The organism is Xenococcus sp. PCC 7305, assembly GCF_000332055.1.
In the GTDB taxonomy this organism is placed as follows: Bacteria; Cyanobacteriota; Cyanobacteriia; order Cyanobacteriales; family Xenococcaceae; genus Xenococcus.
The window spans coordinates 93,472-106,305 of sequence record NZ_ALVZ01000227.1 but is presented as its reverse complement, the minus strand read 5'-3'; the positions used below and the strand labels follow the sequence as shown (position 1 = coordinate 106,305).

Sequence of the window (12,834 nt, the reverse complement as noted above, 5' to 3'; positions counted from 1 at the left end):
CGCTGCGCGGAAGTAATAAGTAATAAGTAATGAGTAATAAGTCTTGATACATCAGCTTTTTGCCCTTCGTTGATAGATAGCTTATTTACGCCCGCGTCCACTAGCAGCCTCATTTTGTCCTCAAGACGAGATTTGTGTACTGAGAAATTACGACACCAACCTCTAGTAAGGGTGCGTAACCACCGGGCGATCGCTTACTACGCTTACCTGGCCAAACTGAGCTGAGTAGCCTGCGTTTCTAGCGCTGGTACTGGTGGGAGAAAAGAAAGGGTTGGCAACAACAACAAAGTCCCAGATTCCTTGGTAGGGCCCGTTAAGATCTTCGCTATTAAAATTATCCCACTTCAGCAAAATCTGAAACAATTCTTTTCGCGATCGCATTATCATGTTTCCCCTTGGCAAAGATCGCATCATTGAGGCGGTTGTTTAGCTTAGCAATGAGCCAAGCATCAGATTCGATTTGATTTTCTGCGATCGCAAGCAATTATGACCGTTAGAGGTCGTTCCTCTCCAATGGTAAACATAGAGCCGTCAAAAAAGGGAAAGCCGGAGTTAAAATAATGCATAACAAATTCGAGAAATATAAGACAAATTTAGATCAGTGCTACCTTGAGGGGTATTGCATTCCTTTATCTATAAAGCTTTCGGTTGTTATATTGTCTGATCAGTTATCAGTAAACACTAGTTATTAAAATTATTACAATGAGTCAATTACAGGCATTTTTAGATATTGCGAGCGAAGCGGCCTTGGAAGCAGGCACTGTATTACAAGATAAGTTTCGTAATCTTAAGAATATTCAAGAGAAAGGTCGTTCTGGTGACCTAGTGACCGAAGCTGACAAAGCAGCAGAAGCTATAGTCCTAAAAGTGCTAAATCGCCATGTTCCTGGTCATCAGATCCTAGCAGAGGAATCGGGAACCTTGGGCGGAAATGACGCTAAATATCTTTGGGCGATCGATCCCTTGGATGGAACAACTAATTATGCCCATGGTTATCCTGTCTCAGCCGTTTCTATTGGCTTGATGATTGACGGCATTCCCCAAGTGGGAGTAGTTTATAATCCTTTTCGTAATGAATTATTCCGCGCGGCTAAGGGTTTTGGAGCAACGCTTAATCATCGTCCGATTCAGGTATCGCAGACAGCACAACTCAAGAATACAATTTTGGTCACGGGGTTTGCCTACGATCGCCGAGAAACTACTGATAATAATTATGCCGAGTTTTGCTATCTCACTCATCTAACTCAGGGTGTGCGTCGTAGCGGCGCAGCTTCTATTGATCTAACTGATGTCGCGTGCGGAAGATTGGATGGTTATTGGGAAAGGGGTTTAAGTCCTTGGGATATTACAGCAGGGATTGTAATCGTAGAAGAAGCTGGCGGATTAGTCACAGCTTATGATAACAGCCCTGTAGACATCTCATCAGGTCGTCTTTTGGTAACTAACAGCAAGATCCACGATAGTCTTAGTCAGGCATTACTCGAAAGTCCCCGTTTACCAGCAGATTTGTATTCGTGATTAAGTAATGAGTATTCAACTTTGGCAAACTTTACGATGAAAACCTTAGAATTTGTCCCCTATCTCAGTGTTAGCAATGCTACAGAGGCTGTTGATTTTTATGCCCAAGTCTTTGACACTTCTCCAACGCTTTTGCTGAACATGCCAGACGGTCGAGTCATGCACTGCGAGTTTCAAATTGGTAGTGCGCGGTTCTTTTTGAGTGAGGAGTTGCCCGAACATGGGGGTTCCCCAAGTCCTTCATCATTAGGTGCTACCAGCGTTGCCATTCATCTATACGTCGATGACTGCGATGCCATGGTCGCCAAAATGATCGAAAACGGGGCGCAGATTCTCATGGAGCCGACCGATATGTTTTGGGGTGAAAGATTTGCTCGTGTGCGCGATCCGTTTGGTCACGAGTGGGGGATCACAAAACATTTGCAAGATATGACATCATCTGAAATTCAGATGTTAGCTCAGAAGATGCTTGACGGGACAGCAGAAACATAGTTATAAAACAGCAGAAACATAGTTATAAAGATGATTGCAAAATTCACCAAAGGATTATCGAGATTTATTTTTAGCCTTACTTCTATTAGTCTGATGGCAACTGCTGGAGCTGTGTTTGAAGGATTCACCGCCGCCCCAAGCTTGAGTGCTGAAGCGATTCGGTTTTATGTGGATGGTCCGTTAATGGTCTCCTTATCATTGGAATCTCTCGAAATCTTTGCCGAAACCGGAGAAATAACTGGGGATCTCAAATTATTTGCTTTGTTTTTAGATGACCAAATGATGGCGCAATTACGCCAGGGGCTTCAGCGACGTTTACCCTTGGATGTTGTACAAACCTATAAACTAAGCTATTCTCCCCTCGGTCGGGATGCGATCGCGCAAGTCGGAAAACTAGTAAAATACACTCCTAATCGCAATGGATTTTATGGGTTGAGAGCCGCATTAATTGGGGCGGCTGCCAATTCAGATGAAGAAGGGTGGACTATTCTCGATGCGATCGCTCAATTTCCCACCAAAAACATTGAAGTTAATGTCCAAAACCTATTCGAAATCAGAAAATTCTTAGGGGTTTATATAGACTATAATCGAGCTGCTGTTGATGCGATCATCGCTAAAGCCCAAACAGAGGCAGCATCCCAAACTGATATAGATCTCACTAACTTATCAGACTTGAGCCAACGGGGAGGCTATGACTTTAAAGAGCAAACTCTCACGGTTACGAATCCCGCTTTGCGTCAAACTAACACCGGTTTATCTGTTAATTACGATTTCCCTGTCAATGTCTATATTCCCCAAGGATTGAGCGAAACGGCACCCGTCGTCATTATGTCCCACGGATTTGGTGCGGTTAAAGAGAATTTCGTTTTCATTGCCGAGCATTTGGCTTCCCATGGCTTCGTGGTTTTGGTACCAGATCATATTGGTAGTGACCTATCCTATCGCGAAACCTATCTCGAAGGAAGACTGAATACCTTGCTCAGTCCCATTGAGTTTCTCAATCGTCCCCAAGAAATTTCTTTTTTAATCGATCAATTAGAAGAATTAGTAGCCTCTGACTCCCAATGGTCAAAGCTGCTGAATTTAGAACAAATTGGGATTCTGGGCTATTCCCTCGGTGCGACTACTGCCCTTTCTTTAGCAGGGGCAAATATCGATCATGCTCGTTTACTCGAAACTTGTGATCAGGATCAAATCATTTTAAATTCCTCACTGTATCTCCAATGTCGAGCCAAATATTTGCCACCGCAAAAAGATACGTTAGGGGATCCGAGAATTAAAGCCGCGATCGCAGCTCATCCTCTGACCAGTGGCATCTTTGGGCCAGAAGGCATGAGTACAATTGATATGCCCCTACTAATGACTGCTGGTAGTCATGATTTAGTAACACCTGTGGTACTAGAACAGATTCACCCTTTTGTGTGGATAAAATCAGAACCCAAGTATTTAGCCTTATTTAAACCGGGAACTCACTTTGTGATCAGCGATCCCAGTGATGAGGCATCAGCATCCGTACCTGCTTTTTTCCTGGGAGAAAGTCAAGAATTAGGACAGCGCTATTTTAAAGGATTAAGCATTGCCTTTTTTGAAGCTTATCTGCGCGATCGCGATGAATTTTTACCCTATTTAAGTTCTGCCTATGCTCAGAGCATCAGTCAAGAAAATGCGATGAGTCTTGATATGATTCAGTCTTTAACCCCTGAAGAACTAGCAACAGCCTATGGCAAAAAACCACCAATTCCTGTGGTTCCTGAGCCGGTGGAGGAGACCATAGTGGTTGATCGGGACGAGACGGTTCTCGCACAAATTCGACGCACCGGAGTCCTTAAGTTGGCAATGCGCCGTGATGCTGCACCCTTTGGTTATATAGATAGTCAAAAGCAATGGACTGGTTACTGTAGTGATCTCGCAGTAGCGCTGCAAAATCATTTAGCCGACAAACTAGATTTAGATTTAGGAATAGAATTAGCAGAGATTCCCTCGACCCTAGAAAATCGCTATTCTTTGATTCAAGATGACACCGTCGAGCTTGAATGTGGCCCGAATACAATCCGCCAAGATATTGAAGGGATCACTTTTTCTAATCCCATTGGGGTATCAGGAACTCGTTTTCTTAGTCAAAAGAAGAACCAAGATCAAATTAATCCCAATCTAACTCTCGAAGGTCTGCAAGTAGGTGTTTTGAAAGATACAACTACTGAATACTTCATCGAAACTAACTATCCTCAGGCTAAGCTAGTTTATTTTGAGGGCTTAGCAGGAAGAGCCGATGCGATCAAAGCCGTCACAGAAGGAAGCATTGACACCTTTGCCAGCGATGGTATTTTAACTTTCGCAGAAGTAAAACGTCAAAACTTACCTGTTAGTAATTACAGTATACAACCCAAGGCACCTCTAACTTGCGATTTCTATGGATTAATTTTGCCCAATAACGATCCCGAGTGGCAAACAATAATTAATGGATTTTTGTTAGAAACATCAGCTCAAGAAGTTAGAGATAAATGGTTCAGCTCAATATTTGCTGAAGAATTAAACGATTTGGAGTATTGTTTTAACCGGTGACCAGGACTTCGTCATTGAAGGCAGAAGGCAGAAGGCAGAGGGCAGCGGTGAGACCCCGCGCCGCCGTCAGGCGCAAGGGAACGCTCACCAAGAGAGAGGGCAGAATGTCAAAATATGACTTTTTTTAACCTAAAACCTACCACCTAAAACCCAACACCTAATCTTTGCGAGTAAATAAATTGCCAAGTCTTGGTTTTCAAATGTTTCTTAGTTTAACCTTTGCTTATCTTTAGGTTATCATTGCTATTAATTTTGACGTTACCTAATCAATTAGAGTGACACAAATCAGGGTGAACAAAAAATCACTATTCTAAAAATCTTGATATTGGATAGTCAAATTATTATGCGAAAATCCTTTTCTCTCAAATCAACAATATTTTGGGTATTGGGAATTGATAGCTTGATGATTGCAACTGCTGTTGGTAGAGCAATTTTGCTTGAGCGTAATCCCATGCGTTATTTTGATGAAGGTGGTTATATAACCTGGCTTTCTGTCATTCAATTATTATTTATCGCCTATTTATGTTGGAAAATTAGTCTTCTGAGAGTAAATAAAGGTTCATCTTTGCAAAATAAAAAACAGCCTCATAGATTGTGGCAAATTATGACTGGAGGATTTATCTTCCTCGCTGCTGATGAACATTTTGGCATTCACGAAAATTTAGATGTTGCCTTTCATAGACTTTTTAGTTTAAGTGAAGACGGCTTGACAGGTAGAATAGACGATTTCATTATCTTATTCTATGCAGTTTTCGGAATCTGGTTCTTGAATAAGTTTAAATCTGAGTTCAAAAATTTTGCTGCGTCTTCTCGATGGTTTATCACAGGGTTTATTCTGTGTTTTCTCACTATCCTGCTGGATATGCTTAGCCATAAGAGAGAAGTCTTATCACTTTTCATGACAGATCCTGAAAAAATCAACTTCCTGCATAACTGGTTTAAAACTCTAGAAGAAATTCCGAAAATTTTTGCCGAAGGCGCATTTATTATTGCTTTTTCCTATTGTTTAATCATTGCCACCAGACTAGCTTGGGAGCATCAAAAAACTGATACTCCTACTGTTAATCTAATGCGTTAAATTATTTCAATATCGCCACTATTAAGAGTGGGATTGCCATTGAAAGTAGCAATCGTTATAGCATTAATAGAGCCCGTGCCATCGGCGTCAAATAATAATCTATCGGTATTATTATTATAAATAAAGCGATCGCCTGCGTCTGTCGCTCCTGTGCCAACCACAAACTTACTAGCGCTGAGAGTCCCAACTGTTAACCCAGCACCAAAGGCGGCCGCCGAAATGGCGATCGCATCAACCCCAGAAGTAAAGTCAGTAATCGTATCGCCACCTTGATTTAAACCAAGATAAACAAAGCGATCGCTGCCTCCATTACCAGTAAGTCGATCTGAGCCAGCTCCCCCAATCAGATCATCATCATTAGCACCGCCCCGAAGTGTGTCATTACTACCACCACCATCTAAGGTCACTTTAAGTTGCGTAACTGCTGTGGCATTCAAAATATTGATACTACCTCCACCATTGAGCTGAGCTAATTCAATCTCGGTGAAAGTATCGGTGCCGCGAGCTGTTAGTTGAGTATTTGTCAGAGTAAAATTGATATCACCAGATTCAATAATGCGATCGTTGCCTGCTCCACCAAAAATTTGGTCATTACCATTACCACCTTGGAGATTGTCATTGCCAATGCCCCCATAGAGATAGTCGGTACCACCTTCCCCAATGAGAAAGTCATTATCAGCATTCCCAAACAGAGTATCAGTACCTTCTCCCCCAATTAGAGTATCGTTTTCTGTGCCCCCATGTAGTTGATCATTGCCGATTTGTCCCCGCACAATATCAGGAGCCTTACCGCCAAAGATCGTGTCATTACCAGCATCTCCATTGAGAATGTCGCCCCCTTCATTACCTTCGATTAGGTCGTTACCATTGCCACCGAAGACTTCATCAGTATCAGCGCCACCTTTGATTGTGTCGTTACCATTGGCTCCAATAATGCGATCGTTCCCTAGTCCACCGTCGATTAGATCATCTCCTCCATTGCCATTGATGGTATCTTGGCCTTCATTACCATTCAGCTCATCGAATCCCATGCCGCCGACTAAGAAATCATTTCCTAAGTTGCCGTAGAGAGTATCATCCCCATCATTGCCTTCTAGAAGATCGTAACCGGTGCCACCATAAACTAGGTCGTTATCATCACCCCCTTTGAGAGTATCTCCGCCATCGCCGCCTTCGAGGGTATCTGCTCCTTCAGAACCAAAAATACTGTCGGCTCCAGCTCCACCAATAATGCTGTCATTACCACCAAAACCATTGATTGTATCGTTACCTTCGAGACCATCGATTTTATCGGCTTTGCCCGTGCTGAAACCCAAGCCTAATAAATTGTTGCCGGCATCGCCAAAGATATTATTAGCAAAAGGTTCGACGATATTGAGGATTTGATTAACAGAAATATTGTTGAGGTTTTGAGTGATTCCTGAAGGCCATTGAATTTCAATATTATTAACCAGAGAATCTTGCGCTAAGCCAAAATGAAGACGAGTATCATTCTGGGCAAAATTGTGAGTACCACCATTTTGTTCTCTAAGTTGGGTTGTGCCCCCAGATGTTAGTTTAACTTGAGCACCAATACCATCACGGTTGGACTGAGTGCCTTGAAGTGCAATTTGCAACCAATTATTATTGTTGCCGGAGTTGGCGAGTAATTGAGAAGGCGTTCCTAAATAGGTTTTGCGAGGAGAACGGCCGACTGTTGAACCCACAAAGATATCTAAGGCTCCATCATTGTTAAAGTCACTAGTTGCCAGCTTCGAGCCGACCTCAAAGTCTAACCAATGGAAACCGACAGAAGTACCTGCGGCACCGCCGGCTTGAGGAACAGTACGGAAAGTGCCATTTCCTAAATTCTCATAGAGGACATTGGGCTGATCAAAAGAAGAATAGGCATTAGCAACATATAGATCTTGATCTTTGTCATTATCAAAATCTCCAGAAATTACCGATTGGCCGAGGGTTGGGGTATTTAGGCCCGCAGCTGCACTTGCATTTATAAACTGATTATTATTAGGGTTAAATATCCATAGTTGATCGGTTAAGGCATTGTCCGTTGGATCGACATTGGTAAAGCCAATTGGATTGAGATTAGTAATATTTTGAGTCGATTCGACTGCAGAACGAATACTTTCTGGATTGTTGGAATTGAGACGAATTTCCCAGGTTTGAGATCCTGGATTATAGTTAATGTAAACTCCTCTTTGAGATCTATCAGTGGGAGTTCCTGTCACTCCAGTGCTATTAGGATTTAAGGCCAAAGCAGCAACGCGGTCCACTTCAGAAGTTTGGGGATTGTCATTGCTCACAGCAGTTCCTGTGGTCGCGGAACTGATATTGACAAAAGCTTCTAATTCCGCAGTTGTTGGGTTGCGTCCTGATGCCCCAATGAAGATGGCTGAGGGGGCAATTCTCGCTGCCGTACCACTCAGATTAAAGAAGTCGATCGCCACAGTGCCACTGGTCTGGAAACTATAACCGATTTCAGTGCCAGGGTTGCGTAGAATCAAATCGCTAGAAACAATCCGATTATTGTTTTGCGAAATGCTGGGTTGATCTGTTTTTACTAAAGAGCGAACTAAAAAGATATCGTTATAACCATCACCATTAAAGTCAGCAATAACCGAGTCTCTAGCCGATTCGTGATCTTGAAAATCTTCGGTGGGGTTATTCGGGAGATCACTTGTTAGAGGAAAATTAAAGTCATCGGTAATATTGACAAAGCCATTGCCCGAGGAAATATCATAAACTTCTAGGGGAAATTGATAGGTTCCTTGGATAACTAAGTCCAGATTACCATCACCATTTAAATCTGCCAGCTGACCATAACGAGCAGAAGCTCCCAGGTCTAGACCAACAGCATTCGTCCGATCAACAAAAGTACCATCACTTTGTTGTTCAAAATAGGCATTGGGCCCTTGTCCATCTTCTCGAACCGCTACTAAATTAACAAAATCTAGGAGGCCATCCCCATTGCCATCAAACCAAATCGAAGCGCGACTTCTGCCGACTTGATAAACAACATTTTTTTCGACACTTTCTTCGGTAAGAATTCCTGTATTGCTGTTGCGGTTAACAAAAAAGTAATTAGGTTGTCCTTGACCGTTACCTAATTGACCACCACTATTTACTAAAACATCGCGATCGCCGTCATTATCGAAGTCAACCCAATTCGTTCCATGGGTATCTCCGCCAAATCCACTGCGCCAGTCTTCATCAAAGAGATTGGTAAAAGTACCATCCCCATTGTTGATATAAAGCACGGGATATTTTTCATTCACAAATAATGAGTTGGGTGCTTCATTATTGTAACCATGCCCACTAATCCAAAGGTCAGGAAGTCCGTCCTTATCATAGTCTAGCCAAGCAACACTTATGGCTTCATCTCCGCGATCGCGCGACCAAACTATCCCAGATTGCTCGGTAATATCTGTAAAAGAGTTATTATTTAAAACCATAAGAATACTAATAATGAATAATCAATTATGAATAATTATTTAAGCTATTAGTATCAAAGAATAACATTCTCAAATCTGACTGAAATATTTTTTAGATAAAGAAGAATTATCTGAATATGCAATTTATTTATTATTTAAGTTATCGCGAAGAAACTATGTCGAAAAGGTTTCTTAGCTTTACATATTTGAAGTATTTTTCTTTCCTAATGACAAACAAGATTGCACAATAGAAATCAATCCCAGCCTTGCGATCGCCAATTGGCGTTGCTCCACAGCGACCGAACCAAAAATGCGACAAGCAGCTAAAAATTTGAGGCCAGCATCGCTTAAATTCAAACTTAATTGCACCCAGGTTTGAGAGTTTTTAACCTTGTCACTGCTCAAAGATTTATCAGGGACGCGATCGCAAAAATAATCAATGATGAGAGATATTTGCTGCAATAAATAAATTTCTGCGGTTTCGTAATAACAACTAAGATTTTCACCCCAATAATATTCAAAAAGATTCGGATTGGTAATTTTCCAAGCATTAGTTGTGTACTTGCCCTTTTCTAAGGTAATTAGACCTTCTCGTTCTCCTAAGAGCAAAATAGAACGACAACGGTGATGAACATATTGCACAGGAAACAAATTCTGCTCTCCCATCTCCCCATCTCCCCAACTCCCCATTTCCCCAACTCCCCATTCCCCCATTCCCCCATCTCCCCAGTCCATAATTCCCGCTAGCCACCAACCAATAGAGCGATCGCAAAGGGCAAACTCGATCAATCCGTTCGTAAGTACTGTTGCGGTCAATTGCAGCTTTAATGTCCTAGTTGATGCTTGAGGCTTGCTTGCTAATAAAGAAACCAACTCTTGGCCAACTTGGGCAGGGGACAGACTATATATATTAGCTAGAGGAAAAGTAATGGCAGAGCAATAAACTAAGGGTGAAAAATCAGGACTATTTTGCAGAGCTATTTTGTCTGATAATAAGCTAATAATTTGATTAGTATTGAGGATATTGCCGTTGTTTATTTGATAAGTTGCAATAGTTGCTTGTAAATTTTTACGTATGATTTGCCTAATTGATACTTTATTTGAGGTTAAATCTAATTGTATTAATCGAGAAAAAAACTTGTTTTTTGGTACATTGTTACTCATAAGAAATTGTCGTCATCTCTTATTTTTAACTGGGCTTCGCCCGTAAGGCAGATGGCAGAGGGCAGATGGCAGAAGGCTAAATGTACTTCTACCTTATCCCTTGGGTTTAACAACCCCCACGTTTTTAAGTGGAATAGGACATATTGGTGAGTCTAATTCTCTCACTATGCTTGTTACCTTCTGCCCTCTGCCTTCATTCTTCTGCCTTCGTTTTAATTCTCTATATCTTCCCAGAAGCCGTGGGCGTAAATAAGCTGACAGTTAGCCATAACCCAAAAGCTTACAAATCAATGCTTCTTCTCTATTTTTTATTACTCCCGCGCATCAAGATTAGCCATGCAATTTTCCGATAATTCTCCCGAGGCATCACGTCCTTTTCTCATATGGCAAAAAATCACAGAATGGGGGCAAACTCATTATCGTGACCGCCTTTTTCGTAAAGATGAACTAATTCCTATACGCTCAGGTTTGCTTTATCTAGTGACTCAAGGGGCAGTTCGTCTAGTAGGGACAAATCAATCTCCGATCATCGACGAAGACGAGTTGATTTCCCATGGTGCAGAATCCGACAGCGATTTCCCCCAAGATAATTTTTTGGGGTTTGTTAGTGCCGGCAAGCCTTTTGAAATTGCCGCCCAGTCTGATTTTAAAGTCCAAGCCTATGCTCATTGGGATGACACCCATGTGATTTGGCTATATTGGCAGGATTTAGAGAATTGGACAAATTTTCGCCAAGAAGTCTATGAGAGCCTGCGATCGCAAAATCAGTATCGCTCATTGTTACTGATGGCTTTAGGTCAAAGAAAAACTATCGACCGTTTGTTAAGCTTTTTAAAAGTGATTATAAAAGAACATGGTCAACTGGGAGAAGACGGCTACTATCTTCCCTATTTGCTCACCCACGCCCAAATTGGTAGTATAATTGGGGCGACAAGAGTGACAGTAACTCGTTTAATGGGGAAATTGCGACGTCAGGGGCTAATCCTAATCCGCAATGATAGCCTAATTTGTCTTCCCCATCCACAAAGCGATCGCTAAATTAGCAGATCCGTAAAATTATCAATTCTTATTTTTTACAGGGTTTTTACCCCATAGATTCCCCACCATTTCCACAAAGACTTACAGGTTTTTCCCCATTTTACCCAGACTTTTCCACAGGCAAGAACGAGATAATCATTCTTTCCATAACTAACGGGGGATTTTATTCTTTTGGCTCTACAACGATATTGCAAACCCCGTCTTTGTAAACAAAGGTAACAAAAAATACCCTTAAAGGCTTATTGTCTCGTTAAGTTACAACGACCATCAAAAAAATATTAATATTTTGCAATATTGACAAACCCACCCCCTTCTAGACGAGAATAGTCCAACCTACCCTATAGAAAGTGCAAAATTATTTTACCCAAAAAAAACTAAAAAATATTGTTTTGCCCAGGAAGGCCATAGGCGATCGCAGAGAAATTAAAATTTTTATTTTACTAGCAGGAGCAACCGAAAATTAATATGAAATCCGCCGTTAGCATTTTGGCAGAGATTCCCGAGGAAATTCACCAATCCCTCAAAAGTTACTTGGAAAGTCATCCCAATTGGGATCAGGATCGGGTTTTTGCCGCAGCATTGTCTTTATTTCTATTACAAAATAGCAGTTCCGAAGCTGAAGATTCTTCCCAAAACCACCGTGCTTGTGCAAAAGTGTATCTTGAAACCCTATTTCAACAATATTAAATGAGGGCAGAGGGCAGATGGATGAGGGAAGTAATAAGGGATGAATTATGAGGGATGAGGGATGAGGAATTTACTCTATCCTTTGTTATTATTCACTTTACTCATTGTTAATTATTAATCTATTGCCTTATTGCCTCTGAATTTACATTTTCCTCATCCTTCATCCTTTATCCTTCATCCTTTAAATAAATGAGTAAGTTAATTGTCCCCGAACTTATAGTTGGGTTGGGGAATCCTGAATCTAGATATGATCAGACCAGACATAATATTGGCTTTGAGGCGGTGGATAGCTTGGCCAAGACTTGGGGTTTTTCTTGGAGGGAAAACAAACGCTTTCAGGGACTAGTTGCTGAGGGAGTGTCGCCCTATGGCAGTAAAATGCGTTTACTCAAACCTCTTACTTATATGAACCGGTCTGGACAGGCAGTAAGAGCCGTTATTGACTGGTATAAGATAGCTCCAGATTCTGTATTAGTTATCTACGATGATATGGATTTGCCCGTGGGCAGATTGAGAATTAGGCGATCGGGTTCTGCTGGCGGACATAATGGGATGAAATCGATTATTGCTCATCTGGGTAAGCAGGATTTTCCTCGGTTACGGATTGGTATTGGCAAGTCTGATGGGAAAAGGCAAACGATTGGTCATGTCTTGGGAAAGTTCGCCCCAGAAGAGCAGAAAGTTATTGAGGAAATGTTAGATATTTCGGTTAAGGCTGTGGAGAAAAGCCTCAAAGAAGGTGTGGAGAAAGCGATGAATATTTATAACAGTAAGCAATTGAAAATTGAAAATTGAAAATTAAGTCCTACAATTAGAACCTCAAATAGATAGGGAGCTGTCAATACTGCATTGAACTAAAACGTC

Annotated in this window: 10 protein-coding genes; 7 read left to right on the top strand and 3 right to left on the bottom strand. The window is 41.6% G+C overall.

Translation table 11 applies throughout. From position 1 onward, the window contains the following. Positions 1-334: 334 nt before the first annotated feature. On the bottom strand, positions 335-484 hold the full coding sequence (locus XEN7305_RS29195; RefSeq protein WP_158500440.1) for a hypothetical protein: 150 nt from the start codon (positions 482-484) through the stop codon (positions 335-337). Between the two features lie 218 nt (positions 485-702). Here XEN7305_RS29195 and XEN7305_RS23195 point away from each other — a divergent pair, with 218 nt between their 5' ends. From XEN7305_RS23195 to XEN7305_RS23180, 4 genes are all read left to right on the top strand, one after another. After that, positions 703-1,518 carry an inositol monophosphatase family protein gene (locus XEN7305_RS23195; protein WP_006511974.1) on the top strand — a complete coding sequence of 272 codons (816 nt, stop codon included), beginning with the start codon at positions 703-705 and terminating at the stop codon, positions 1,516-1,518. Between the two features lie 36 nt (positions 1,519-1,554). After that, entirely contained in the window at positions 1,555-2,010 is a 456-nt protein-coding gene (locus tag XEN7305_RS23190; RefSeq protein WP_006511973.1) for a VOC family protein, read from the top strand. Between the two features lie 30 nt (positions 2,011-2,040). Then, positions 2,041-4,572 carry an alpha/beta fold hydrolase gene (locus XEN7305_RS23185; protein WP_006511972.1) on the top strand — a complete coding sequence of 844 codons (2,532 nt, stop codon included), beginning with the start codon at positions 2,041-2,043 and terminating at the stop codon, positions 4,570-4,572. A 343-nt stretch (positions 4,573-4,915) separates the two neighbouring features. Beyond that, positions 4,916-5,650 (top strand): hypothetical protein, encoded by a 735-nt coding sequence (locus XEN7305_RS23180; protein WP_006511971.1) that lies wholly within the window; start codon positions 4,916-4,918, stop codon positions 5,648-5,650. On the opposite strand, the gene XEN7305_RS27055 is transcribed toward XEN7305_RS23180, so the two are convergent. Continuing rightward, positions 5,647-9,102, bottom strand: coding sequence for a CRTAC homolog protein (locus XEN7305_RS27055; protein WP_006511970.1), 3,456 nt, complete (start codon positions 9,100-9,102; stop codon positions 5,647-5,649). The genes XEN7305_RS23180 and XEN7305_RS27055 overlap by 4 nt on opposite strands. A 177-nt stretch (positions 9,103-9,279) precedes the next feature. Further along, a complete protein-coding gene (locus XEN7305_RS23170; RefSeq protein WP_006511969.1) occupies positions 9,280-10,245 on the bottom strand; it encodes a hypothetical protein in 966 nt (321 codons plus the stop codon). A gap of 336 nt (positions 10,246-10,581) precedes the next feature. Here XEN7305_RS23170 and XEN7305_RS23165 point away from each other — a divergent pair, with 336 nt between their 5' ends. The 3 genes from XEN7305_RS23165 to pth all read left to right on the top strand — a co-directional run bounded on the left by XEN7305_RS23165 (position 10,582) and on the right by pth (position 12,765). Next, a complete protein-coding gene (locus tag XEN7305_RS23165) occupies positions 10,582-11,283 on the top strand; it encodes a Crp/Fnr family transcriptional regulator (RefSeq protein ID WP_006511968.1) in 702 nt (233 codons plus the stop codon). 465 nt (positions 11,284-11,748) lie between these two features. Further along, positions 11,749-11,970 (top strand): DUF2811 domain-containing protein, encoded by a 222-nt coding sequence (locus XEN7305_RS23160; protein ID WP_006511967.1) that lies wholly within the window; start codon positions 11,749-11,751, stop codon positions 11,968-11,970. A 189-nt stretch (positions 11,971-12,159) separates the two neighbouring features. After that, positions 12,160-12,765, top strand: a complete 606-nt coding sequence (gene pth, locus XEN7305_RS23155; protein WP_006511966.1) for an aminoacyl-tRNA hydrolase — start codon at positions 12,160-12,162, stop codon at positions 12,763-12,765. Positions 12,766-12,834: the final 69 nt, after the last annotated feature.